The organism is Streptomyces pseudoechinosporeus (assembly GCF_054783935.1).
The window spans coordinates 109,661-135,231 of the sequence record NZ_BAAGPS010000002.1; the positions used below are offsets into that span (position 1 = coordinate 109,661).

Here is a 25,571-nt window from a genome sequence, read left to right on the forward strand (position 1 = left end):
TCTCCGATGGCGTACGGCCGCTGTCAACGGTTGTGCGGTGAAGTCTTCAATGAACGATGCAGGGAAACCGCGGGCCCGCGGGAGGGTCGGGTGGTGCCCGGAGCCGGACTTGAACCGGCACGCCCGCGTAGGGGCAGCGAGGTTTAAGCTCGCCGTGTCTGCATTCCACCATCCGGGCAGGCCATGGGCTCCGCATTTTGAGGTTCCGAGCCTATCGGGGCGCATCCCTCGAACTGCGGACGGGCGGCTCGATGTTGTCTTATTTTATTGACGTCTGAGGGTGCATCAGCCCACCGTACGGACGATCGGCACTTGCCACGAGCCCTTTCACAGAGCCCTCGCTGCACCTGCGGAATGACGTGAATTCACCGCCCGAACGAGGGTCATCCGACGAACCGTCACCTATAGCCCTGTCAGGGGTACGTGTCATCCGCAGGTATGACTCAAGCGCGTACGGTCCGACCGCAGTCGCCCATCAGAACCAGAGCAGCGGCTGACTACACGGCGCTGATCGGCCACGACGATGGAAGCCACGTTCGCCACCCGTCGTCGTACCGACAGGAGCACTGCCCCGTGACCACCACCACTCCCATCGCCGGCCGCACCACCGCCGTGGCCGCGCGTGCCTCGGATCTGTCGAAGGTCTATGGACAGGGCGAGACCCAGGTGGTCGCCCTGGACCGGGTCTCTGTCGACTTCCGGCAGGCCGAGTTCACCGCGATCATGGGTCCTTCCGGGTCCGGCAAGTCCACGCTGATGCACTGTGTGGCGGGCCTGGATACCTTCTCGTCCGGCTCCGTGCGGATCGGTGACACCGAGCTCGGCTCCCTCAAGGACAAGCAGCTGACGAAGCTTCGGCGGGACAAGATCGGGTTCATCTTCCAGGCGTTCAATCTGCTGCCGACGTTGACGGCGCTGGAGAACATCACCCTTCCGATGGACATCGCGGGCCGTAAGGCCGACAAGCAGTGGCTGAACTCGGTGATCGGGATGGTGGGGCTTGCCGACCGTCTCTCCCACCGGCCCGCCCAGCTCTCCGGCGGCCAGCAGCAGCGCGTCGCCGTGGCGCGGGCGCTCGCCTCCAGGCCGGACATCATCTTCGGCGACGAGCCGACCGGAAACCTCGACTCGCGCTCGGGCGCCGAGGTGCTCGGCTTCCTCCGCAACTCCGTACGGGAGTTGGGCCAGACCGTGGTGATGGTCACCCACGACCCGGTCGCCGCGGCGTACGCCGACCGCGTCGTCTTCCTCGCCGACGGGCGCATCGTCGACGAGGTGTACGGGCCTACGGCGGACGCGGTGCTGGACCGCATGAAGCAGTTCGACGCCAAGGGTCGTACCAGCTGACGCTGGTTGTGCGGTGACTGGGGCTGCGCCCCAGGCCCCATGGGTCGTATCTCGGGTGCGGCCCGGTGGGGGCTGGTCGCGCCCGCGCGGCGGAGCCGCACATCGATACAGCCCCGCGCCCCTATAGGGCGCGTCCCCTGGCGCCCGCTTGAAGGGGCGCGCTCACGCGGCGGAGCCGCACATCGATGCAGCCCCGCGCCCCTGAAGGGGCGCGGCCCACTGGTGCCCGCAGTTGGCCACCGGCCTACGCCCCGGACTCGCCCACCGTCTTGTTCTCCCCTCCCTCTCCTGGACTGAGAAGACACAATGTTCCGTACCGCCCTGCGCAACGTGCTCGCGCACAAGGCCAGGTTGTTGATGACCGTGCTCGCCGTGATGCTCGGCGTGGCGTTCGTGTCCGGCACCCTGGTTTTCACCAACACCATTTCGGACGCGTACCAGAAGAGTTCGGCGAAGGGCTTCGACCATGTCGACGTCGCCGTTGAGCCGGAGTTCCTGCAGGGCGAGGGCGACAAGGTCGCGAAGCAGCCCGAGTTGACGCGGGCCGTGCTGGACAAGGCCGCGAAGGCGCCGGGGGCCGAGTCCGTGATCGGCGTGGTCAGCGGGTTCACCGCGATCGCCGACAAGGACGGCGAGCTGGTCGGCGGCGGCTTCCAGTCGCAGGGCGGGAACTACTGGGGGGAGAAGGACCCGCGGTATCCGCTCCAGATCGGAGAGGCCCCGAGCGGCAGGAACGAGACCGCGATCGACTCCAAGACCGCCGAGCGCGCCGGCTACAAGGTCGGCGACACCGTACGGCTGTCGGTGGACGGCCCGGTCCTGACGCCCACCATCACCGGCATCTTCACCACGGACGACGGCAACGTCGCCGCGGGCGGCAGCCTCGCCCTCTTCGACACGGCCACGGCTCAGCAGCTGTTCGGCAAGCCGGGCACGTACGACGAGATCGCCGTGAAGGCCGCGCCCGGCACCAGTCAGACCGCGTTGCAGTCGAGCCTGGAGAAGGTGCTGCCGAAGGACACCGCGACCACCACGACCGGGCAGGAGCTCGCCGACGAGCAGGCCAAGCAGATCGAGTCGCAGATGAAGGGCCTGAAGACGGGCCTGCTGGTCTTCGCCGGCATCGCGCTGTTCGTCGGCACCTTCATCATCGCCAACACCTTCACGATGCTCGTCGCCCAGCGCACCAAGGAGCTGGCGCTGATGCGCGCGGTCGGCGCCTCGCGCAGGCAGGTCACGCGGTCGGTGCTGCTCGAGGCGTTCGTGGTGGGGACGGTCGCGGCGGTGGCCGGTCTGGCCGCCGGTATCGGTATCGGCGCGGGGCTGCGCGCCCTGATGGGCACGTTCGACGCGGCCGTTCCGGACGGCCCGCTGATCATCTCTCCCGGCACGATCGGCGCGGCGTTCGCCGTCGGCATTCTCGTCACGATGCTCGCCGCCTGGCTGCCGGGCCGCCGCGCCGCGAAGATTCCGCCGGTCGCCGCGATGAGCAGCGTGCACGCCAAGGCGACCACCAAGTCGCTGGTGCTGCGCAACACGCTGGGCGCCCTGTTCTCGGCCGCCGGTGTCGCGGTGGTGCTCGCCGCCACGACCATGAACGGCACGGACGGCCAGGCCCCGATGGGCTTCGGCGCGGTCCTGCTCATCATCGGCGTCTTCATCCTGACGCCGCTGCTGTCCCGCCCGCTGATCGCGGCCGCCGCCCCGGTGCTGCGCGTCTTCGGTGTCTCCGGCAAGCTCGCCCGCCAGAACTCCGTACGCAATCCGCGCCGCACCGCCGCCACCGCCTCCGCGCTGATGATCGGTCTCACCCTGATCACCGGCATGACGGTGACGGCGGTCAGCCTGCAGACCGGGATCGACAAGATGGCCACCTCCGCGCTGAAGGCGGACTACGTGGTCTCCATGGCGAACTTCAACGAACTCTCGCCCGACGTCGAGAAGAAGCTCGGCGAGGTCGAGGGCGTCACCTCCACCAGCCCGCTGCGCTGGGCGCCCGCACGCGTCGACGGCGAGGGTGAGAACCTGACGGCCGTGAAGGGCTCCACGATCGAGAAGCTGGTCGCCCCGGAGGTCGAGGACGGCTCGTTCAAGGTCGGCGGCACCGAGGTCTCGGTGGACACCGAGACCGCCAAGTTCCATGACTGGCAGGCGGGTTCGCGGTTCACGGTCTCGTACGAGGACGGCAAGAAGCAGCAGCTGACGGTCGCCGGGATCTACGAGGGCAACGACATGGTCAACGGCCTCCTCGTCGACACCGCGACCCTCGCTCCGCACGAGACCGAGACGGAATCGTCCGACCAGCGGGTCATGGTCAAGACCTCGGGCGGCGCCTCCGACGCGACCAAGGACCGGCTGGAGAAGGCCCTCGGCGACAACCCGGCCATCAAGGTCCAGAACAAGCAGGACGTCTCAGGCGAGATCGCGCAGATGTTCACGCTGATGCTGAACATGCTGTACGGCCTGCTGGCGATGGCGGTTCTCGTCGCCGTCCTCGGCGTCATCAACACCCTCGCGATGTCCGTCTTCGAGCGCTCGCAGGAGATCGGCATGCTCCGCGCGATCGGCCTCGAACGCAAGGGCATCAAGCGGATGGTCCGCCTGGAGTCCCTGGTCATCTCCCTCTTCGGCGGTGTACTCGGCGTCGGCCTGGGCGTGTTCTTCGGCTGGGCGGCCGGTCAGCTCCTGGCCGGCAGCATGCCGACGTACGAACTGGTCCTGCCCTGGGCCCGGATGGGGATCTTCCTGCTCCTTGCGGCGACGGTCGGCATCCTGGCCGCCCTGTGGCCGGCCCGGCGGGCGGCGCGTCTGAACATGCTGATGGCGATCAAGTCCGAGTAGTTGTACGTGAGTTGGGGCCCCGTCCGATCACCGGACGGGGCCCCTTTCGTACGCCGGTCAGTTCCAGGTACGCGCCCGCAGCGGCATCCCCGACGCGCCGGACCCGGGGGTCCTCACCGCAAGCACCTGGTTCACGCCGATGCGGTTGTGCTCGAAGGCGAGGGCGGAGGCGGCCATGTAGAGGCGCCAGACGCGAGCCCGGCCGGGGCTGGTGAGGCGGACCGCGAGCGGCCAGCCGGCCTCCAGGTTGGCGACCCAGCGGCGCAGGGTGAGCGCGTAGTGCTCGCGGATCGACTCGACGTCCCGCACCTCGAACCCGGCGCTCTCGAGCTGCGTGACGGTGCTGCCGATGGGCGCGAGCTCGCCGTCCGGGAAGACGTACGCGTCGATGAACTCGTCGACCTCGTACGCCGATTCGTCGCGCCGCGGACGCCGGCCGATCTGGTGGTTCAGGAGCCGCCCGCCCGGCTTCAGCAGGGCGAACAGGGTCCGCGCGTACGCCAAGTACCGTTCGCTGCCGACGTGTTCGGCCATGCCGACGGAGGAGATCGCGTCGTACGGCCCGTCGGCCACGTCACGGTAGTCCTGGACGCGGATCTCGACGCGGTCGGTGAGCCCCTCGTCGGCGACGCGCTTGCGGGCGTACGCGGCCTGCTCGTGCGACAGCGTGACGCCGACGACGCTCACTCCGTGCTCGCGGGCGGCGTGGATGGCCATCGAACCCCAGCCGCAGCCGACGTCGAGCAGCCGCCCGCCCGGCTTCAAGTCCAGCTTGCGGGCGATGAGTTCGAGCTTGTCGCGCTGGGCGTCCTCGAGAGTGGCGTCCGGGGTGGGCCAGTACGCGCACGAGTAGACCATGGACGGTCCGAGGACGATCTCGTAGAAGTCGTTGCCGACGTCGTAGTGGTGGCTGATGGCGCGTCTGTCGCTGCGCTTGGTGTGCAGATGAGTGCGCCTGCGCACCTCCTCGCGGGGCGGGGCGGGCGGCAGCGGGGGCCACGCCATCATCAGGAGCCCGCGCACGGCGGCCCGTGCCTCGGGATCCCGCAGCGTCTCCCTCAGGCTCCTGGCGTCCTCGCCGCGCTCCCAGACGAGCCCCGACACCAGGTCGAGGACGGCGTAGAGGTCACCGTCCACGGTCAGATCACCGGCGACCCAGGCCCGGGCGAGCCCCAGCTCCCCCGGCTTCCACAGCAGTCGGCGCAGAGCACGGCGATTCCGTACGACGAGGGTCGGGGCACCCGGCGGACCCGCTTCCGAACCGTCCCAGGCGCGCAGACGCACCGGGAGCGGCGCCCCCAGCAGCTGTTCAAGGAGAGTCTTGAGCCGCAGTGCGGCGTCCTGCATGGCGCACACCTCCGTGACGATGGATCCCGAAAGTCCAACACCACGTAAACACCCCGGCGGCCGGAGCGCAGTCCCGCAAAAGCGTTACATCCACGCAAATTGCGGCGCGGGCGAGAAAACGCCGAAGGAGCCCCCCGCACCACGGATGGCGGGAGGCCCCTTCGGGTTGTTCAAACAGCCGGAGGTCAGGAGGCCTTGGCCTTCTCCTCCGTCTTGGCCTGGGCCGGCGGGAGCTGGGCCTCGGCGGACTGGGCCACCTTGGGCGCCGGCTTGGCGGCCTCGTAGAACTCCTCGCGCGGCGTCTCGATGGCGCCGAGCGAGACGACCTCGCGCTTGAGGAACATCGCGAGCGTCCAGTCGGCGAAGACGCGGATCTTGCGGTTCCACGTCGGCATCGCGAAGCCGTGGTAGCTGCGGTGCATGTACCAGGCGAGACGGCCCTTGAGCTTGATCTTCATCTTGCCCATGACGATCATCGCGACGCCCTTGTGGAGGCCGAGACCGGCCACCGCACCCTTGTTGGCGTGCGCGTACTCCTTCTGCGGGAAGCCCCGCATACCGGAGATCACGTTGTCGCCGAGGACCCGCGCCTGACGCAGCGCGTGCTGGGCGTTCGGCGGGCACCAGGCGTTCTCGACACCCGCCTTGCGGGCGGCGACGTCCGGCACCTGGGCGTTGTCGCCGGCGGCCCAGATGTAGTCGGTGCCCTGGACCTGGAGGGTCGCCTGGGTGTCGACGTGACCGCGCGGGCCGAGCGGCAGACCAAAGCGGGAGAGGACCGGGTTCGGCTTGACGCCGGCCGTCCAGACGATCGTGTTGGAGTCGACCTCGAGGCCGTTCTTCAGCACCACGTGGCCGTCGACGCAGGAGTCCATGGAGGTGGACAGGTACACCTCGACCCCACGGGCCTCCAGGTGCTCCTTGCCGTACGTGCCGAGCTTCGGGCCGACCTCGGGGAGGATCTTGTCCGCGGCGTCGACGAGGATGAACCGCATGTCCTCACGGGACACGTTGGTGTAGTACTTGGCCGCGTCGCGGGCCATGTCCTCGACCTCGCCGATGGTCTCCGCACCGGCGAAGCCACCGCCGACGAAGACGAAGGTCAGCGCCTTGCGGCGGACCTCTTCGTCGTTCGTGGAGTCCGCCTTGTCGAGCTGCTCAAGCACGTGGTTGCGCAGGCCGATGGCCTCCTCGATGCCCTTCATGCCGATGCCCTGCTCGGCGAGGCCGGGGATCGGGAAGGTGCGGGAGACCGCGCCCATCGCGATGACGAGATAGTCGAAAGGCAGCTCGTACGCCTCTCCCACGAGGGGGGCGATCGTGGCGACCTTGCGGTCCTGGTCGATGGTGGTGACCCGGCCGGTCAGAACTTCCGCCTTGGGCAGCACGCGTCGCAGCGGGACGACGACGTGCCGAGGCGAAATGCTGCCGGCGGCGGCTTCGGGGAGGAAGGGCTGGTAGGTCATGTACGACCGGGGGTCGACGACCGTGACGGTCGCCTCGCCGTAGCGCATCTTCTTCAGAATGCGCCGAGCTGCGTACAGGCCTACGTACCCACCGCCTACTACGAGGATCCTGGGACGCTCCGTGGTGCTCATGCCATCGAGTATCCACCCGTTCCAGAGGGGTAGCTCGTGCGCCCCTTCACAAGCTCCATCGCACCCTCTGCTACACTGCCCGGCCCGCATTCTCCGCCCCCTGCCTCCGCGGGGGAACCATGGGGGGCTTTGAGGTGTTGTCAACACCGCGTGAGCTGCTCTTTGGGCCTGCGACCCGGCTGAACCAGTCGCTCATTTCCCCGCCTCCGGGCACCCCGGCAACGACCTCGCGCACGCACTCCGGAACCCCGCACGGCCCCTGGCCCGCCTCAGACGTCAAAAACCTCCCCCAGCAGGGCAGATTTCCTTGTGAAGAACTTCACGAACTTTCTCGGCGGGACGTTTCCGAGAGGATTTCCAGGGCCTCTCGGACGCGCTCATGCGTTACCGGAACCGCTCAGGAGAGGCCACCCACGGGTAGCTCAGCGGCCTACTGAAGCTCCTCTGCCGCCTTCCAGGCGATCCCGTCCAGGATGTCGTGCTCGCTCACGACGACCTCCTCCGCTCCGATCCGTTCCATGATCGAGAGGAGTACGAGAGCGCCGGCACCGATGACGTCCACGCGGCCCGGGTGCATCGAGGGGATCGCGGCGCGTTCCGCGTGGGTGGAGGCCAGGAGGGACTGGGTGATCTCGCGGACGCGGGCGTACGGGACCCGGGAGTGGTGGATGGCGGCCGGGTCGTACGCCGGGAGGTTCTGCGCGATCGCCGACACCGTGGTGACGGAACCCGCGAGGCCGACCAGCGTGTGTGCCTCGCGCAGCGGGACGGTCTGCTCGACGAGGTCGAGGGCCGTCTCGATGTCGGCGCGGATCGCGTCGATCTGAGCCGGCGTCGGCGGATCGGTGACAACACCGTCGTGCATCAGGTGACGTTCCGTCATGCGTACGCAGCCGATGTCGACCGAGCGTGCGCCGCGTACGTGGTCGTCGCCGACGACGAACTCGGTGGAGCCGCCTCCGATGTCCACGACCAGGTAGGGCTTGGCGAGGTCTGCCCGGCCGCTCAGTTCCTTGGTCGCGCCCGTGAAGGAGAACTCGGCCTCCTCGTCACCGGTGATCACCTCGGGCTCGACACCCAGGATGTCCAGGACGCCCCGTACGAACTCGTCCCTGTTCTCGGCGTCCCGGGATGCGGAGGTCGCCACGAAACGGAGGCGCTCCGCTCCGTGTTCCTTGATGATCGCCGCGTACTCCTTGCAGGCGGCGAACGTCCGCTCCAGCGCCTCGGGCGCCAGGCGCCCCGTCCGGTCGACGCCCTGGCCGAGCCGGACGATGGTCATCCGCCGGTCCAGGTCGATGAGTTCGCCGGTCGCAGGGTCCGCGTCGGCGACAAGGAGGCGGATGGAGTTCGTACCGCAGTCGATGGCGGCGACGCGGGTCACTTGACGTCCTCCTCGGCCGCACCGGACGTACCGAAGAAGCCGCCTCCGTTGGCGCCGAGCTTCACGATGTCCTCCTGGGACGGCACCACGCACGGCCCCTTCCGCCACCACTCGGGCAGCATCGCGATCGCCTCGTCGCCCAGCGGGTTCACTCCGGGGCCCGCGGCCAGGGAGTGGGCCACGAGCACGTGCAGGCACTTCACCCGGTCCGGCATGCCGCCCGCGCTGGGGAAGCCCTCCAGGACCTCGATGGCGTCGCGGCGGGCGATGTAGTCCTCGTGGGCGGCGCGGTACGCGGCGGCCAGGTCGGGGTCGGAGGCCAGCCGCTCCGTCATCTCCTTCATGACGCCGTCCGCCTCGAGGGTGCCGATCGCGGAGGCGGCCCGGGGGCACGTCAGGTAGTACGTCGTCGGGAACGGTGTGCCGTCCGGCAGTCGCGGCGCCGTCTCGACCACGTCGGGCTGACCGCAGGGGCAGCGGTGCGCGATCGCGCGCAGACCTCGCGGCGGGCGCCCGAGCTGCTGCTTGAAGGCCTCGACGTCCGCGTCGGTGGGCTCGGTTCGCGGGGTGGGAGGCGGGGGGGTTTCCATAAGCGTCTTTCTCATCGCATTCACTGGTCGGCGCGGTCGGCCTTGTCGACCGCGTCCCAGACATTGGCGTACCAGGGGCGGGCGGCGGCACCCTGCGTCGTACGCGACTTCTTCGCCGCGTTCGGATCGATCATGATGTAGCCGGTCTCGCCCGGCTTCACGTAGTGCAGGCGCTCGCGGATCCGCTGCTCGGCGTACGCGTCGTCCTGCCAGCGTGCCTTGAGGTCGCGCAGTTGCTCGACCCGCTCACGGGCCTGTTCCCGCTGCCGCTCGAGTTCGGCGATCTCGGCACGCTGGGAGACGTACTGCCGGGTCGGATAGGCGAGGGCGACGACGAGGGTGCACAGGACGAGGGCGAGCAGCGCGGCCCGCCCGGTCAGCCGGGAACGGCGGGCCTGGCGCCTGGTCTGGGAGCGGTAGACGCGCGCCGCCGTCTGCTCGCCGAGCAGCCGCAGCCTGGTCGCGGTGGAGAACCGGTCCCGGTCCTTCGCGGCCATGTCATGCCTCCCCTGCACACACGCGTACGTCCCCGCACACGGTACGGGACCGCGTACGGGGACGTAGGCAAGGAGGTGCCTACAGGTGTAGGTCAGCCCTTGAAGCGGGGGAACGCCGAACGGCCCGCGTACACCGCAGCGTCGTCGAGGATCTCCTCGATGCGCAGCAGCTGGTTGTACTTGGCGACGCGGTCCGAGCGGGCCGGGGCGCCGGTCTTGATCTGGCCGCAGTTCACAGCGACGGCGAGGTCGGCGATGGTGACGTCCTCGGTCTCGCCGGAGCGGTGGGACATCATGCACTTGAAGCCGTTGCGCTGGGCCATCTCGACGGCGTCCAGGGTCTCGGTCAGCGAGCCGATCTGGTTGACCTTGACCAGCAGGGCGTTGGCGGAGCCCTCCTCGATACCGCGGGCCAGGCGCTCCGGGTTGGTGACGAAGAGGTCGTCGCCGACGATCTGGACCTTGTCGCCGATCTTGTCGGTGATGACCTTCCAGCCGGCCCAGTCGTCCTCGAACAGCGGGTCCTCGATGGAGACGAGCGGGTACGAGGCGACGAGCTCCTCGTAGTACTCCGTCATCTCGGCGGCCGAGCGTGCCTTGCCCTCGAAGAGGTACGAGCCGTCCTTGTAGAACTCGGAGGCGGCGACGTCGAGCGCGAGGGCGACCTGCTCGCCAGGCTGGTAACCGGCCTCCTTGATGGCCTCGATGATGAGGTCGAGGGCGGCGCGGTTGGACTCCAGGTTCGGGGCGAAGCCGCCCTCGTCGCCGAGGCCGGTGGACAGGCCCTTGGTCTTCAGCACCTTCTTGAGGGTGTGGTAGACCTCGGCGCCCCAGCGCAGCGCCTCGGAGAAGGACTCCGCGCCGATCGGGGCGATCATGAACTCCTGGATGTCCACGTTCGAGTCGGCGTGCGAGCCGCCGTTCAGGATGTTCATCATCGGGACCGGCAGCAGGTGCGCGTTCGGCCCGCCCAGGTAACGGAACAGCGGGAGGTCGCTGGCCTCGGAGGCGGCGTGCGCGACGGCGAGCGAGACACCGAGGATGGCGTTGGCGCCGAGCGAGCCCTTGTTGTCGGTGGCGTCCAGGTCGATCATGGCCTGGTCGATCAGCCGCTGCTCGGTGGCGTCGTAACCGACGAGCTCCGGGCCGAGCTGCTCGATGACGGCGAGGACCGCCTTCTCGACACCCTTGCCGAGGTAGCGGTTGGCGTCTCCGTCGCGGAGTTCGACAGCCTCGAAGGCGCCCGTGGAGGCGCCGGACGGAACGGCGGCACGACCCGTGCTGCCGTCGTCGAGGCCGACCTCGACCTCGACCGTGGGATTGCCTCGGGAGTCCAGGATTTCCCGGGCTACGACGACGTCGATGGACGGCACGAGCATCTCCTTCTGGGATGTGACGCGGTTACGCGGGCCGCTGGGCCCGCACAGCGCGAAGCCGCGGCGGCTCCGCGATGACGAGCCTAACCGGCTCCGGGCGATCGGCCAGCCGTCCGCCCCTCCCATGGACAGAACCGAGAGTAAATTGTTTCCGAACGGAACAAATCTGAAGAGGGCGAAGCCGGGGACAAGGCAGGGGGCAAAAAAGTCCCGCCTCGGTGCGTACGGGGGAAGACGCACCGAGGCGGGACTGCCTGGGGGGGGCTCAGCTTCAGCCGAGCTGGGGGCCTCGGCTTCGGCGGAGCTGGGGCTCAGCTGACGCCGCTCTGGGGGCTGGGCTTCAGCTGAGCCGAGGGCTCAGGTTCAGCTGAGGTGCAGCTGCTGGCCCGGGTAGATGACGTCCGCGTTGTCGACGATGTCGTCGTTCAGCTTGAACAGCTTCTGCCAGCCGCCCTTGACGTCGTTCTCCGTGGCGATCTCGCTGAGGGTGTCGCCCTTGACGACCTTGTACTCGCCGTCGCCCTTCTTGACCTTCTTGCCGGTCGGGGTGGTGACGGTCTTCTTGGCAGCCGGGCGCTCCGCGGAGCGGGAGGCGCGCTCCTCCTGGGCCGGCGCGCTCTGCTGCTGGGACTGCTGGGTGTTCTCCTGCGCGGCACCGGAGTCCGAGGAGCCGCCGCCGGTGTACGCGGCGCCCGACAGACCCTTGCCGCAGACCGGCCAGGCACCCTTGCCCTGGCCCGCGAGGACCTTCTCGGCGATCTCGATCTGCTGGGCCTTGGAGGCCTGGTCGGCGGTGGCGGCGTACTTGGTGCCGCCGTAACCGGCCCAGGTGGAGGCGGAGAACTGCAGGCCGCCGTAGTAGCCGTTGCCGGTGTTGATGGACCAGTTGCCGCCCGACTCGCACTGGGCGACGGCGTCCCACTCGGAGGCGGTGGCGGCGGAGGCCGTGCCCGACACCATCAGCGGGGCGGCGATGGCGGCACCGGTGACACCGGCGAGCGTGGCTATGCGGGTGGCCTTGGACGGGCGACGGTGCTTGCCCTTGCCGGAAAGCAGCATGAAGTGATCCCCTCACCGACGCCTACGAGGTGAGCTGTCGGGTTCGGGCCTGGTGAGTTGCCCGGCCGTACGGATCGCTCCGCACGACTTCACCCCAAGCCGCACCTGGTCTCAACGACCGGGCCCGGCACTTACCTTGGGTCCCCCGCTCCTGCCTACGGCGCTTTACGCGACGACTGTTCCCGTACGGACGTTGGCAGGATTCGGCGTGACATCCGTCGGGGCCCGCTGTGGCGAGCGGTCACGACCGTAAACATGCGATCCGCCGAATTTCAAAGACGATCAGGGCCTTTGAGATCCATGTCTCACTTTCACCAAACCGGACATTCGGCCCGAACTGCCGCCACTTTTGGGCCGGTTCGGCACCTTGTCGACCGCTCAGTCTGTACCGAGTTCAAGGCGCTGACCGGGGAGGATGAGGTCCGGGTCGGCGCCGACGGTCCGCTTGTTCCCGGCGTACAACTCGGACCATCCGCCTTGGAGGTCAAGGGAGTCGGCGATCGACCAGAGACTGTCTCCGGAACGGACGGTGTACGAGCCGTCCACCGCGTCCACCTCGTCGCGCGAGGCGCTGTCCGCCCGCGAGGCATGCCGGCCGGCGGAGTCGTCCGTACGAGAGGCCGCAGCATCCTCTTCGGCACTGCCGCCGCGATGGCGGCCGGTGCCTGCGTCTGCGTCGCCTGTGTTTATGCTCTCATCGCCCGAAGCGTCGGCGTTCTGGCCGGAGTTGTCCGAGTCGCCCTCGTTTGTCGCATCTGCGGGCGAGCTGTCGGGGCTCGGCGATTCGGCGGTGGTGTCGCTGCCGGAGTCCTGTGACGAGTCGGTGGACGACTCGGACGTACCGGATGAATCACCCTTTATGGAGCCGTCACTTGACGTCTGCCCGGAACCTGAACCCGAGTCAGCGCCCGAGCCCAAGCCCACGCCCGGGTCCGCTTCGGTGGACGGGGTGGGGGTGGGCGTGGGCGAGTCCTGCGCCAGGCCGGTGTCGACGTCGGCCGAGTCGGAGTTCTGCGTCAGGCCCGCGACGAGTCCGCAGGTCGCCCAGGGGCTCGTACCCTGGTCCGCGAGGATCTTCTCGGCGACGGCTATCTGCTGCGAACGGCTGGCCAGGTCGGCGCTCATCGCGTAGTCGAGACCGCCGTACTGCTCCCACTCCTCCTGGGTCATCGAGAGCCCGCCGTACTCCCCGTTGCCGGAGTTGGCGCTCCATGAACCGCCGCTCTCGCACTCCGCGACCGCGTCCCAGGTCGTACCACTGGCGGCACTCGCACCGCTCGCTCCGAGCAGGGGGATCGCGATGGCCGATCCGGTCACTCCTGCCGCGACGAAGAGAGCCGGCGCCTGACGGGGGCGACGGTGTCGACCGTTCCCGGAGAGCATGCGGTTGCCTTTCACGCGACGGTGGGTGACCTGTGTGTGACCAAAGGGACTGGTGAGGCCCGCTTTCGCGGTGAACCTAGCCGGACTCGAACACTTGTCACAAGTCGATACAGCGTAGATCACGTGAAGATCACAGACTTGAGGGTGTGTCAGGTTTGAGCTGGGGGATCGTCAGTTTTCAGCGGAGTGAAGCGGACCTCGGACCCGCAACGCGACTCCCGGTACCGTCACCTCGTGAACGCCCCACATATCGGACCCGAACTCTTCACCTGGGAGTTCGCCAGCGACCCCTACCCCGCCTACGCATGGCTCCGCGAGCACGCGCCCGTGCACCGCACCACACTCCCCAGCGGCGTCGAGGCGTGGCTCGTGACTCGGTACGCGGACGCCAAGCAGGCCCTGGCCGACCCGCGGCTCTCCAAGAATCCCGTCCACCATTCCGAAGACGCCCAGGGCAAGAGCAGGACGGGCATCCCCGGCGAGCGCAGCGCCAATCTCATGACCCATCTGCTCAACATCGACCCGCCGGACCACACGCGGCTCCGTCGGCTCGTCTCCAAGGCGTTCACACCCCGTCGCGTGGCCGAATTCGCGCCTCGCGTCCAGGAGTTGACCGACCAGCTCATCGACCAGTTCGCACACAAGGGCTCCGCCGACCTCATCCACGAGTTCGCGTTCCCTCTCCCCATCTACGCCATCTGCGACCTGCTCGGCGTACCCCGCGAGGACCAGGACGACTTCCGGGACTGGGCGGGGATGATGATCCGGCACGGCGGAGGGCCGAGAGGCGGTGTCGCGCGATCGGTGAAGAAGATGCGCGGCTATCTCGCCGAGCTGATCCACCGCAAACGGGAGGCGCTTCCGGACACCCCCACCTCCGGCGAAGACCTCATCTCCGGACTCATCCGCGCTTCCGACCACGGCGAGCACCTCACCGAGAACGAAGCCGCGGCCATGTGTTTCGTGCTGCTTTTTGCCGGTTTTGAGACGACCATCAACCTCATCGGCAATGGCACGTACGCACTGCTGCGCAACCCAAAGCAGCGCGCGCAACTACAGAAGTCGATCGAGCGTGGCGAACAAGAACTGCTCGACACCGGCATCGAAGAGCTTCTCCGTTACGACGGGCCCGTCGAACTGGCTACCTGGCGCTACGCGACCGAGCCCCTCGACATCGGCGGACAACGAATCGCCTCCGGTGACCCCGTACTCGTGGTCCTCGCCGCTGCCGACCGCGATCCCGCCCGTTTCGACGAGCCGGACACACTCGACCTCTCCCGCCGGGACAACCAGCACCTCGGCTACGGACACGGCATCCACTACTGCCTCGGTGCCCCCCTCGCCCGCCTGGAAGGCCGCACCGCCCTGGCCACCTTGCTGCACCGCCTGCCCGACCTTCGGCTCGCCGCCGATCCCGCAGACCTGCGCTGGCGAGGCGGCCTGATCATGCGCGGGCTGCGGAACCTCCCTGTGGAGTTCACGGCCGTACGCCCTTGACCGTGACCGCCCTTGGGAGGTTCCGCGTCAGCCCTCCGTCGCCCGTATCGCATCCCGATACGCTCGCGCAGCAGCCCGTAGGGCCGCCTCCGGGTCCACGCCCTCTGCCTCGGCTCGTACGGCCATCGCGAGCAGGTCGTAGCCGATGCCCTCGCCCGAGGGCAGTGGTACCTCAAGTCCCGCCGTACGCACACGGGATGCCAGCTTCGCTGCCAGGGCCAGGCCGGGCTGGCCCAGTGGCACCCCTTCCGTGACGGATGTCCGCTGCTTTTCCACCGCCTTGGTGCGCAGCCAGTGTTCCTTGACCTCTTCGGGGGTCGTGGCGGTTTCGTCGCCGAAGACGTGGGGGTGGCGGTGGATGAGCTTGGTGACGATGGTGCCTGCCACGTCATCTATGGAGAAGGGCTCTTCCTCCTCCTCTTCCGCTATCCGGGCGTGGAAGACGACCTGGAGCAGGACATCGCCCAGCTCCTCCCGCAGCTCGTGACGGTCGCCCTCCTCGATCGCCTCGACGAGTTCGTACGCCTCCTCGATGCCGTATTTCGCGAGGCCCTTGTGGGTCTGCTGGGACGACCAGGGGCATTCGGCGCGGATGCGGTCCATGACCTGGACGAGGTCGAGGAGGCGGGCGCCGGGGAGGTCGTACGAGGCGGGGAGCAGTTCGAGGTCGGGCATCTGGATACGGCCGGAGCCGGCCAGGCGGGCCAGCCCGTCGGTCAGTTGGGGCTCGCCCTCGCCCGTGGCGACCACGGTCACCGTGCGGCCGTCGGCGCAGGCGTCGACGAGCTCCTCGGCGGTCGGCTCGGCCTCGTCGACCTTGACGCCGGCCTCGCGCAGATACGGCAGCTGGGGGTGTGCGCCGTCCGCGCACAGGACGCGGTCGGCGCCGTGCAGCGCCTGCCAGGCGGGCCAGGACAGGAGTCCGGGCGCGACGCGGTGGCTGGTGGTGAGCAGGACGATGCGCCCCGGGCTGGATGCGTTCACCCCTCGAACGTAACCCACGCCACTGACAACAAGGTCAGCCGCCGGAGGTGCGGACGGAAGCTACGCCGTTTCCTGGCTCCCCGCCTGTGTGACCTGGCGCAGCCACGGCAGCTTGGCCTCGACGCGGCTGTTCTTCTCGGCGTCCCAGGTGCCGTAACGCGGGTTCAGGTCGATGTCGAGTTTCTTGGAGGCGTCGGACAGGGCTGCCCAGAACGCGGGCCCGCTGGTGTCGGTGCCGAGCGTGGCGGCGAGCTTCTGGGCCTCGAGCTGGAGGCGGAGGTTCTCGTCGATCCGCTGCGGCGGGATGCCGTACTGCTGCAACCAGCCCGCCTCCAGGGCCTTGACGCCACCCGGCTGGTTCTCGAGGTCAGCGCGGGTCCGCGTGACCTCCTTGCGGGAGACGGTCACGCCCGCGTCCTGGGCGGCCTGGTGCAGCACACGGTCAAGGACCATGTTGTTCAGGATCTCGCTGGTGAGGCCGCCGGACTGGGCGATGGCCTGCTCGTACTGGGCGTCGTCCGTGATGGCGGCCCGCTGTGCGGTACGCACCTCGGTCACCCGGTTCTCCAGCTGGGAGACCGTGATCCGGTCGTCGCCGACGACGGCCGCGGCACCGGGATGCGCCTCGTCCGAGCAGGCGGTGAGAAGGGGGGCCGCGGTGGCGAGCGTGGCGGCGAGGAGGAGCGCGGTGCGACGGCGGCGGTGCAAGGGAGAACCTCCTGAGGGAGCTTGTGCGACGGTGCACAAAGTCTTGCGATGATCGATGGTAGGCAGGAGACCGGCTCTCGGCCACCCATTCGACCCAACGATTCGCCAGGAGTTCCGTACTGCCCCGAAGGCACTACGAGGCACTACGACGTCACTAGCCGCGCACTTGGCCCAGCCATTGCAACGTCCGGCGGATCTCCACCGCCATCGGCTGCCCCGGCCCTTGGAGACGTTCCACGTCGAGGAGCAGTCGGGCCAGGGTTTCGTGGGCGGCTCCCCGGTCGCCGAGGGCGAGCAGGAGGTGGCCGATGCGGCGGCGTACGTCGTAGGAGAGCTCGGGGTCGCCTGCCACGTACTGGTTCTCGTAGTACGGCAGCAGGGACCGGTACTCCGCGAGCGCTGCGGCGGGTTCGCCGAGCTGTTCGAGGCACTGGGCGGCCTCGTAGCGGAAGCGCAGGGACTGCGGGTCGGCCTGGCCCGCCTCCTTGGCGCGCTCGTCGGCGAGGCGGCGCAGCTCGGGCAGGGCGCGGCGGAACTGGCCGTCGTCCATCAGCGTGGCCGCGTACTGCTTGCGCAGGGTGCGGACGACAGGCGAGTGCTCGCCGTGCTGCTCGGCCGCGGTCGGGAGGATCGAGCCGAGGATGTCGACGGCCTGGGTGATCCGGCCCTCGCCGAGGAGGCGCTTGACCTCGTCGACGGCGCGCGCGACATCGGGTTTCTCCACGGCGGGGGTGGCCTGCGGCTGGGCCGCGGGGGTGCGGGCCCGGTCGGGCCAGGGAGCGTGCGGGCGCAGGAAGGGGCGCGTCGGGTCGAGCGGGCCGCCGCTGGGGATTCCACGCGCGGGGAGCATCGGGAGCAGTTGCTCGTAGGTGTCCTGCGCGGAGGCCGGGCGGTGCTGCGGGTCCTTGGAGAGCAGACGCAGGACGAGGGCTTCGAGAGGCTCGGGGACTTCGGCGCGCAGTTGGCGTACCGGAACGGGCGGTTCGTAGAGGTGCCGGTGGAGCACGCCGAGGGCGGTGGAGCCGGAGAACGGCACGTCCCCGCTGAGCAGTTCGTGCAGCAGCACGCCGAGCGCGTACAGGTCGGTGTACGGGCCGACCGCGCCGCCCATCGCCTGCTCGGGTGCCATGTAGGCGGGGCTGCCGATGGGTGAGCCGGTGTGGGTGAGGCGGGTCGTGTCCGTGTCCATGACGGAGGCGACGCCGAGGTCGAGGACGGTGACCGTGCCGTCCTGCTTGACCATGACATTGCGGGGCTTCAGGTCGCGGTGCACGATCGGCACGGCGTGCACCGCGGACAGTACGGCGCACAGTTGGGCGGCGACCGCGACGGCCCACTGCCAGGGGTACGGATCGTGTTCGGCGAGGTGGCCGGCGAGGTCGACCCCGTCGACGTACTGCATGACGAGGAAGAGCTCCTCGGCCTCGGTGCCCGCGTCGTGCACCGTGACCAGGCCGGGGTGGTCGACCTGGGCGGTGACGCGGCACTCGCGTACGAACCGGCGGCGCAGCTCGTCGGCCTCCTGGCCCGCGACCTTGTCGGGGCGCAGCAGCTTGACCGCGACGCGCCGGTCCAGGCGCTGGTCGTACGCCGTCCACACCTGGCCCATGCCGCCCTGGCCGATGAGCGTGGACAGTTCGTAGCGGCCGGTGATCACACGTCCCGACGCCACGGTCACCTGCCGTCCTCGTGCTTGCGGAGGTAGTCACTCAGCTCGTCGAGCTCGGCGCGCACCTGGTCGATCCGGACGGGCGCGGGGCGCTGCGGGGGCGGCGGGACGGGTGCCGACTGGGGCGCGGGAGGCTGCGGGACGGGTGTGCCGCCGTACGGCTGGGGGGCGGGCGGCGCCTGCTGGTAGCCGTAGAGGGTCGTCTGCTGGGGCGGCATATTGGCCATGGACATGGTCTTCCCGTAGTGGTGGATGTCCACGACCAGGAAGTAGATGGCGCAGGCCAGGCCGTTCAGCATCATGAGGACCAGGCCCAGGGAGCCGGCCGGGCTGCTGAAGTCATCGGTGTCGTCGGTGCTCATGAGCCCGATGGCGAAGGTCCAGATCACGAGCGAGGCTGCGAAAGCCCACCAATCGCGCTGTCGGCGGGTCACCAGGGCGGCCCGCAGCGTCGCCGGCCAGGGGAGCAACCCGCAGGTCATCAAGGGCAGCGCCACGAGGATCACGCGCAGCGTCACCACCGCCCCCGTCGAGGGTCGACGCGGCGGTGGCGGCGCGTAGCCGTGGCCGTGCATGGATGCTCCTGAAGACCTGATACCGGCAGACGTACGAGTGTGAAGACGAGCGTATAGGCCGACAAGGACAACGGTCCCTGCTTGTACCGAACCGTTGTAAGGCCGATCACCTACAGGACTGTTCAGTTCGCATGGAACCGTTCTGGCGCCTTTGTCGGGTTCCCGCCCGCCGGGAGCTTCTGCCCGGGGCAGCCGGACAGCACCCCCTCCATGGCGGCCTTCTCGGCGGCCGTGACCCACAACCCGTACTTCTGCTTCACCGCCACCTGCCCTGCCACATACGTACAGCGGTACGCCTTGTTGGGCGGGAGCCAGGTCGCCGTGTCACCGTCGCTCTTGCTGCGGTTGGTGCTCGCGTCGACGGCGAGGAGGTTGAGCGGGTCGTTGGCCAGGGCTATTCGCTTGCTGGGGTCCCATTGCTGGGCGCCCTTCTGCCAGGCGTCCGACAGGGCGACGACGTGGTCTATGTCGACCTGACTGCGCCCGCGTACGAACGTCACGTCCTTGTTGGTGTACGGGTCCGGGTCCAGCGTCCCCGATCTGACCTCGCAGTCGCCGTCGCTGAACTTCACCTCCTTCAGGTCCCGCTTGAGTATGTCGTCGCGGGTTCCACAGCCGTTCGAGTCGGTGTCGGCCCAGGGGCTGCCGAACTTGTCACGGTCGTATCCCGTCTTGGGCGCCCTCCCCTTGACGGTCAGCGAGTCGACGGCGGCGAGGGCGGCGCCACCGGCCGATTCCCCGGACCCGGCCGAAGCCGATGCCTCCGTCGGTTCGTCCGGTCCCGCCGAGCCCGTGCCGTCCACGGTGCAGCCGGCCATGGCGAGCAGCATGACGGCAGCACCGGCACCCCTGGTCCAGAGCGTCATGCGCGCTCTCCTCCTCTTGCCTTTCCGGATCCGCCCTGGTCGGGCGGTTCCGCTGTGTTCTCACGGTAGCGAGCGAGGGACCCGGGCATAACGGCAGCGTGCTGTCGGGGATGCTGTTCCGGTCCCGGTCGGACCGACGCAAAAGGAGCACCACATGGCCCCCACACCCCACACACTCAGCGGCGTCCTGATCGCCGAGAGCCTGCGCGTCGGCAGCGAGTTGAGCGGCGTACCGCTCCAGGTCACAGCTATACACCGCATCGCGGTCGGCGACGCGACGGCCGACCAGCCCGAGCACTGGACCCTGCTGGACTTCCAGGCCCCTCAGGACGTGGCCGAGCCACTGGCCGGCGCGCTGGCCAACTGCCTTGCGCCGACCGGCGGCTGGTACGTCAACTACAGCACCGCGACCGAGGCCTTCGTCGTCTTCGCCGACCGCGTCTTCCGCTACCCGCGCGGTGACGCGAAGGCTCGCGCCGAAGTGGAGGAGTACGCCCGCTCGGTGGGCGTACCGGAACCCCAACTCGACTGGAAGGACTGAGTCACGACCCCAGAATCGAAGCCAGGAACTCCCCCGTCCACCCCAGCAACTCCCGCCCGACCAGCGGCTTCCCGCCCACCTTCGCTGTCTTCGGGCGGGGCACAAGCACCTGGTGGACGGCCGGCTTGATGATGGTCCCCGGGTAGAGCCGCTTGAGGCGCAGCTCTTGCGACTCCCTCAACTCCACCGGTGCGAAGCGGATGTTGTTGCCCTGGAGCACGATCTCGGCGACGCCGCACGCCCGCGCGAGCATGCGGAGTCCGGCCACCAGCAGCAGGTTCTCCACCGGCTCGGGCAACTTGCCGTAGCGGTCGACGAGTTCCTCGCGTACAGACTTGATGTCGTCCTCGGAGTTCACCGACGCGATCGCCCGGTACGCCTGGAGGCGCAGCCGCTCGCCGGGCGCGTAGTCGTGCGGGACGTGGGCGTCGACCGGGAGCTCGATCTTGACCTCCAGAGGCGCCTCCTCCTCCACGCCGCCTTCCAACGACGCCCGGTAGTCCGCGACCGCCTCGCCCACCATGCGTACGTACAGGTCGAAACCGACGCCCGCGATATGGCCCGACTGCTCGCCGCCCAGGAGGTTTCCGGCGCCGCGAATCTCCAGGTCCTTCATCGCCACGTACATGCCCGCGCCCATCTCCGTGTGCTGGGCGATGGTGGCGAGGCGCTCGTGGGCCGTCTCCGTCAGCGGCTTCTCGGGCGGGTAGAGGAAGTACGCGTAACCCCGCTCGCGGCCACGCCCCACCCGGCCCCGCAGCTGGTGCAGCTGTGAGAGGCCGAAGTTGTCGCCGCGCTCCACGATGAGCGTGTTGGCGTTGGAGATGTCGATGCCCGACTCCACGATCGTCGTCGACACGAGCACGTCGAACTTCTTCTCCCAGAAGTCGACGACGACCTGCTCCAGGGCCTGTTCCGACATCTGGCCGTGGGCCGTCGCGATGCGCGCCTCCGGGACGATCTCCCTCAGCCTCGCCGCCGCGCGGTCGATGGACTCGACACGGTTGTGGATGTAGAAGACCTGCCCCTCGCGCAGCAGTTCACGTCGGATCGCCGCGCCGATCTGCTTCTCCTCGTACGGCCCGACGAAGGTCAGGACCGGGTGCCGCTCCTCCGGAGGAGTCGTGATCGTGGACATCTCTCGGATGCCCGTCACCGCCATCTCCAGGGTCCTGGGAATCGGGGTGGCCGACATCGTCAGCACGTCCACATTGGCCCGCAGCTTCTTCAGCTGCTCCTTGTGCTCGACACCGAACCGCTGCTCCTCGTCGACGACCACAAGCCCCAGGTCCTTGAACTTCGTCTCGGCGGAGAACAGCCGATGCGTACCGATGACGACATCCACCGAGCCGTCCCGCAGCCCCTCCAGGACCGCCTTCGCCTCCGTGTCCGACTGGAAGCGCGACAACGCCCGTACGTTCACCGGGAATTGCGAGTAACGCTCGCCGAACGTCCCGAAGTGCTGCTGCACCAGCAACGTAGTAGGTACAAGCACAGCCACCTGCTTGCCGTCCTGCACGGCCTTGAAGGCGGCCCGCACCGCGATCTCCGTCTTGCCGTAGCCGACGTCGCCGCAGATCAGGCGGTCCATCGGGACCGTCTTCTCCATGTCCTCCTTGACCTCGGCGATGGTCGTCAGCTGGTCGGGCGTCTCCGCGTACGGGAAGGCGTCCTCCAGCTCACGCTGCCACGGGGTGTCCGAACCGAAGGCGTGCCCCGGTGCCGCCATCCGCGCGCTGTAGAGCCTGATCAGGTCGGCCGCGATCTCCTTGACGGCCTTTTTCGCACGCGCCTTCGTCTTCGTCCAGTCGGCGCCGCCCAGGCGGTGCAGCGTGGGGGCCTCGCCACCCACGTACTTGGTGATCTGCTCCAGCTGGTCGGTCGGGATGTAGAGCCGGTCGCCGGGCTGGCCGCGCTTGGCAGGCGCGTACTCGACGACCAGGTACTCGCGGGTCGCGCCCTGGACGGTGCGCTGCACCATCTCGATGTAGCGGCCGACGCCGTGCTGCTCGTGGACGATGTAGTCGCCCAGCTCCAGGGTGAGCGGGTCGATGGTCTTGCGGCGGCGGGCGGGCATACGCACGCCGTCCTTGCCCGCCGTCCTCTGACCGGTGAGGTCGGTCTCGGTGAGGACGGCGAGCTTCAGGGCCGTATCGACGAAGCCGTACTCGATCGAGCCGCACGCCACCTGGACGACGGAGGGCGTGAGCGTGGCGAGGTCCGATTCCAGGCGGGCCGCGATGCCCTCGCCGCCGAGAACCTCGACCGTACGGGCGGCCGGGCCGTGCCCCTCGGTGACGAACACCGCGCGCCAGCCGTCCGCGAGCCAGCCCTTGGTGTCGGCGAGTGCCCTGGCGGTGTCGCCGCGGTACGCCTCCGGGGCGTGCATGCCGAGCTTCAGCGTGTCCGCGTCGCCCTTTTCGTCCGCCGCGAACGGGGACACCGACCACCACATCATGTCCATCTCACGGGCCCGGTCCCGTACGTCTGCGATGGACCACAGGGAGGCCGCGCCCACGTCGATGGGCGCCTCTCCCCCGCCCGCGGTCGCCGCCCAGGACGCCTGCAGGAACTCCTGCGAGGTCGCCACCAGGTCCGAGGCCCGCGTCCGCACCCGCTCCGGGTCGCATACGACGGCCATCGAGCCCTGGGGCAGTACGTCGAGGAGCAGCTCCATGTCGTCGACGAGTACGGGCGCCAGGGACTCCATGCCCTCGACGGCGATCCCCTCCGCGATCTTCCCGAGCAGTTCGCCCAGCTCGGGATGCGCCTCGGCCAGTGCCGCGGCCCGCTCCCGAACCTCATCCGTCAGCAGCAGCTCACGGCAGGGCGGCGCCCACAGGCCATGTGCGGCGACTTCGAGGGAACGCTGGTCGGCGACCTTGAAGTAACGGATCTCCTCCACGTCGTCGCCCCAGAACTCCACGCGCAGCGGGTGCTCCTCGGTGGGCGGGAAGACGTCGAGGATTCCGCCCCGTACGGCGAACTCGCCGCGCTTCTCGACCAGTTCGACCCGGGAGTACGCCGCTGCCGCCAGCGCCTCGACGACGTCACCGAGGTCGGCGCTCTCGCCGGTCCGCAGCGCCACCGGCTCCAGGTCGCCCAGGCCCTTGACCTGGGGCTGGAGCACGGAGCGTACGGGCGAGACGACGACCGAGACCGGGCCGGTCTCGGGGTCGTCCGGGCGCGGGTGCGCGAGCCGCCGCAGTACGGCGAGCCGCCGCCCCACGGTGTCGCTGCGCGGGGAGAGGCGCTCGTGCGGGAGGGTCTCCCAGGAGGGGTACTCCACGACTGTGTCGGGGGGCAGCAGGGACCTGAGCGCCGCCGCCAGGTCCTCGGCCTCGCGTCCCGTGGCGGTCACCGCGAGGACCGTACGGCCCGTTTCGCGGGCCAGCGCCGCCACCGTGAAGGGACGGGCCGCGGGCGGGCCGACCAGGTCGACGTGCATCCGGTTGCCGTCCGTGGCGGCCTTCACCGCTTCGGTGAGTGCGGCGTCCTTGACGACGGCGTCGAGCAGACCGTGCAGGCTCATGAAGAGGCTTCCATCCGAGGGGTGGGCAACGCGGAGCGCCCGACACGTGTACGGGCCGGGGGTGTCCTAGGGTACGTCGGCTCGGTCACGGGTGTCGGGCCTGTGGATAACGTCTGGGCACACCTACCGCAGAGGTACCGTCTCAATTCGAACCCCTGGCCCGACCGAAGGACCCGACCCGTGCACGGAGCCCCCGTCGCCACGTCCGAAACCGACCGGACCGCGCAGGACCCGCCCCTGATCCCGGCGCCGGTCGCGTCCTCCCGTGACCGGGGGCTGCGCCGCCTGCTGGACGGGCGGCGGGATCCGCAGATCCTGGCTGCCGTGCTGTTCGTGGCGTATGCCGTGGTCTCCATAGGCCGCTACCTGCGGCTGGGGACCAGGTCCTGGGACCTCGGCATCTTCGAGCAGGCCGTGCGCGCGTACGCGCATCTCCAGGTGCCCGTCGTGGATCTCAAGGGCCCCGGGGCCAACGTCCTGGGCGACCATTTCAGCCCCGTCACCGCGCTCCTCGCCCCCTTCTACCGGCTCTTCCCCTCTCCCGTCACACTGCTCGTCGCCCAGGCCGCCCTGCTGGCGCTGTCCGCCGTGCCCGTCACCCGGGCCGCCGCCCGGCTGCTCGGCCGGCGGCGCGGGCTCGCGCTCGGCGTCGCGTACGGACTGTCGTGGGGCATCCAGCGCGCCGTCGACTTCGACTTCCACGAGATCTGTTTCGCCGTTCCCCTGATCGCCTTCTCCCTGGAGGCGTTGCTGCGGCAGCGGTGGTGGGCGGCTCTGTGCTGGGCCCTCCCCCTGGTACTGGTCAAGGAGGACCTGGGTCTGACACTGGCGGCCCTCGCCCTCGTCGTCGCGTTGCGGGCCCGGAAAGAGTCTCGTCAGACAGCCCTGTACGCACTCGGGGTCGCGGCCTTCGGCGTGCTGGCCACGGTGGTCACCATGGCCCTGGTGATACCCGCCTTCAACACCACGGACGCCTACGACTACTGGAGCAAGGTCAGCGACTCGAGTGGTCCCTTCGACGGCTTCGACACCAAACTCCGCACCCTCGCCTGGCTGTTGATCCCCACCACTGGGCTGCTGGCCCTGCGTTCCCCGCTCCTCCTGGTCATCCTGCCGACCCTGGGCTGGCGGTTCTTCTCCTCCGATCCACATCACTGGGATACGGAGTGGCACTACAGCGCGGTCCTGATGCCGGTCGTCGTGCTTGCCCTCGCCGACGCGCTCGCCGCCGCGCGGCGCAGTGCGCGGCCCTGGCTGCGTTCGTACGCGCTTCATCTGCCGACTGCAGTTGCCTCGGCGGCGCTCGCGCTGACGACCACGTTGCCGCTGGGGGCGCTGACCGAGTCCGCGGCCTATAGCGTGCCCGGGCGTGTTGCCGCCATTGACGGGTTGCTGGGGCGGATTCCGGACGGTGCGACCGTCGAGTCCAACATTGGGCCGATCAGTCGGCTTACGTCTCGGTGCCGGGTCTTCTGGATCACCAACACCCGTGGGGTGACGCCGGACTTCATTGCCTTGGACAACTCGTCCGGGCGCTATGAGGACGTCTCGGGCTATGTCCGGGAATTGCACCCTCGTGCGGAGTACGTCGTTGTGGGCTCGGCCCAGGGGTACGTGGTTCTCGAACGGGTGGGATGACGTACGGCGGGTGAGGGAAGGGTTTCTTTCCCCAGCCCCGCCCCTTCCCGAAACTGGGGCTGCGCCCCAGGCCCCCGCCAGGGGGTGGTGGGTGACAGTCCTGTCGCGGCTGCGGGTGCGTCGTGGCTGGTCGCGCCCA

The 25,571-nt window shown here is 69.1% G+C and carries 19 protein-coding genes, 1 tRNA gene and 1 riboswitch; of the genes, 5 read left to right on the forward strand and 15 right to left on the reverse strand.

The annotated features are described in order from the left end of the window. Positions 1 to 91: 91 nt before the first annotated feature. Positions 92 to 178 (reverse strand) — tRNA-Leu (locus ACYVO6_RS02945). 395 nt (positions 179 to 573) lie between these two features. Between ACYVO6_RS02945 and ACYVO6_RS02950 the strand changes: the two genes are divergently transcribed. After that, positions 574 to 1,347, forward strand: coding sequence for an ABC transporter ATP-binding protein (locus tag ACYVO6_RS02950; RefSeq protein ID WP_461056875.1), 774 nt, complete (start codon positions 574 to 576; stop codon positions 1,345 to 1,347). Between the two features lie 306 nt (positions 1,348 to 1,653). Beyond that, positions 1,654 to 4,188: an ABC transporter permease gene (locus ACYVO6_RS02955; protein ID WP_461056877.1), complete on the forward strand. Its 2,535-nt coding sequence runs from the start codon at positions 1,654 to 1,656 to the stop codon at positions 4,186 to 4,188. Positions 4,189 to 4,245: 57 nt separating this feature from the next. On the opposite strand, the gene ACYVO6_RS02960 is transcribed toward ACYVO6_RS02955, so the two are convergent. The 8 genes from ACYVO6_RS02960 to ACYVO6_RS02995 all read right to left on the reverse strand — a co-directional run bounded on the left by ACYVO6_RS02960 (position 4,246) and on the right by ACYVO6_RS02995 (position 13,422). Further along, complete coding sequence (locus tag ACYVO6_RS02960) at positions 4,246 to 5,535, reverse strand: class I SAM-dependent methyltransferase (RefSeq protein ID WP_461056879.1); 1,290 nt, start codon at positions 5,533 to 5,535, stop codon at positions 4,246 to 4,248. Positions 5,536 to 5,720: 185 nt separating this feature from the next. After that, positions 5,721 to 7,133 carry an NAD(P)/FAD-dependent oxidoreductase gene (locus ACYVO6_RS02965; protein WP_461056881.1) on the reverse strand — a complete coding sequence of 471 codons (1,413 nt, stop codon included), beginning with the start codon at positions 7,131 to 7,133 and terminating at the stop codon, positions 5,721 to 5,723. A 430-nt stretch (positions 7,134 to 7,563) separates the two neighbouring features. Then, complete coding sequence (locus tag ACYVO6_RS02970) at positions 7,564 to 8,517, reverse strand: Ppx/GppA phosphatase family protein (RefSeq protein WP_461056883.1); 954 nt, start codon at positions 8,515 to 8,517, stop codon at positions 7,564 to 7,566. Beyond that, positions 8,514 to 9,107: a DUF501 domain-containing protein gene (locus ACYVO6_RS02975; protein ID WP_461056885.1), complete on the reverse strand. Its 594-nt coding sequence runs from the start codon at positions 9,105 to 9,107 to the stop codon at positions 8,514 to 8,516. Before ACYVO6_RS02975 ends, ACYVO6_RS02970 begins: the two co-directional genes overlap by 4 nt. Positions 9,108 to 9,127: 20 nt before the next feature. After that, positions 9,128 to 9,604, reverse strand: coding sequence for an FtsB family cell division protein (locus ACYVO6_RS02980; RefSeq protein WP_461056887.1), 477 nt, complete (start codon positions 9,602 to 9,604; stop codon positions 9,128 to 9,130). Positions 9,605 to 9,696: 92 nt separating this feature from the next. After that, entirely contained in the window at positions 9,697 to 10,983 is a 1,287-nt protein-coding gene (gene eno, locus ACYVO6_RS02985) for a phosphopyruvate hydratase (protein WP_461056889.1), read from the reverse strand. A 360-nt stretch (positions 10,984 to 11,343) separates the two neighbouring features. Then, complete coding sequence (locus ACYVO6_RS02990; protein ID WP_461056891.1) at positions 11,344 to 12,039, reverse strand: transglycosylase family protein; 696 nt, start codon at positions 12,037 to 12,039, stop codon at positions 11,344 to 11,346. A gap of 4 nt (positions 12,040 to 12,043) precedes the next feature. Then, a riboswitch (cyclic di-AMP (ydaO/yuaA leader) is annotated at positions 12,044 to 12,212 on the reverse strand. Positions 12,213 to 12,417: 205 nt separating this feature from the next. Next, positions 12,418 to 13,422: a transglycosylase family protein gene (locus tag ACYVO6_RS02995; protein WP_461057054.1), complete on the reverse strand. Its 1,005-nt coding sequence runs from the start codon at positions 13,420 to 13,422 to the stop codon at positions 12,418 to 12,420. A 234-nt stretch (positions 13,423 to 13,656) separates the two neighbouring features. Between ACYVO6_RS02995 and ACYVO6_RS03000 the strand changes: the two genes are divergently transcribed. After that, positions 13,657 to 14,919 carry a cytochrome P450 family protein gene (locus ACYVO6_RS03000; RefSeq protein ID WP_461056893.1) on the forward strand — a complete coding sequence of 421 codons (1,263 nt, stop codon included), beginning with the start codon at positions 13,657 to 13,659 and terminating at the stop codon, positions 14,917 to 14,919. Between the two features lie 27 nt (positions 14,920 to 14,946). Here ACYVO6_RS03000 and ACYVO6_RS03005 read toward each other — a convergent pair whose 3' ends face one another. The 5 genes from ACYVO6_RS03005 to ACYVO6_RS03025 form a co-directional block, all read right to left on the reverse strand. Then, on the reverse strand, positions 14,947 to 15,921 hold the full coding sequence (locus tag ACYVO6_RS03005) for a nucleoside triphosphate pyrophosphohydrolase (protein WP_461056895.1): 975 nt from the start codon (positions 15,919 to 15,921) through the stop codon (positions 14,947 to 14,949). A gap of 42 nt (positions 15,922 to 15,963) precedes the next feature. Beyond that, positions 15,964 to 16,611, reverse strand: a complete 648-nt coding sequence (locus ACYVO6_RS03010; RefSeq protein WP_461056897.1) for a SurA N-terminal domain-containing protein — start codon at positions 16,609 to 16,611, stop codon at positions 15,964 to 15,966. A 154-nt stretch (positions 16,612 to 16,765) separates the two neighbouring features. Beyond that, entirely contained in the window at positions 16,766 to 18,247 is a 1,482-nt protein-coding gene (locus ACYVO6_RS03015; RefSeq protein WP_461057056.1) for a protein kinase domain-containing protein, read from the reverse strand. A gap of 38 nt (positions 18,248 to 18,285) precedes the next feature. Continuing rightward, the gene (locus ACYVO6_RS03020; RefSeq protein ID WP_461056899.1) at positions 18,286 to 18,855 is read right to left on the reverse strand and encodes a hypothetical protein; all 570 of its coding nucleotides are present in this window, start codon (positions 18,853 to 18,855) and stop codon (positions 18,286 to 18,288) included. A gap of 122 nt (positions 18,856 to 18,977) precedes the next feature. After that, on the reverse strand, positions 18,978 to 19,721 hold the full coding sequence (locus tag ACYVO6_RS03025; protein ID WP_461056901.1) for an HNH endonuclease family protein: 744 nt from the start codon (positions 19,719 to 19,721) through the stop codon (positions 18,978 to 18,980). A 154-nt stretch (positions 19,722 to 19,875) separates the two neighbouring features. Here ACYVO6_RS03025 and ACYVO6_RS03030 point away from each other — a divergent pair, with 154 nt between their 5' ends. Continuing rightward, on the forward strand, positions 19,876 to 20,262 hold the full coding sequence (locus ACYVO6_RS03030) for a hypothetical protein (protein WP_461056903.1): 387 nt from the start codon (positions 19,876 to 19,878) through the stop codon (positions 20,260 to 20,262). 1 nt (position 20,263) lies between these two features. Here ACYVO6_RS03030 and mfd read toward each other — a convergent pair whose 3' ends face one another. Further along, positions 20,264 to 23,794, reverse strand: coding sequence for a transcription-repair coupling factor (gene mfd / locus ACYVO6_RS03035; RefSeq protein ID WP_461056905.1), 3,531 nt, complete (start codon positions 23,792 to 23,794; stop codon positions 20,264 to 20,266). A 180-nt stretch (positions 23,795 to 23,974) separates the two neighbouring features. Between mfd and ACYVO6_RS03040 the strand changes: the two genes are divergently transcribed. Continuing rightward, complete coding sequence (locus ACYVO6_RS03040) at positions 23,975 to 25,432, forward strand: DUF2079 domain-containing protein (protein WP_461056907.1); 1,458 nt, start codon at positions 23,975 to 23,977, stop codon at positions 25,430 to 25,432. Positions 25,433 to 25,571: the final 139 nt, after the last annotated feature.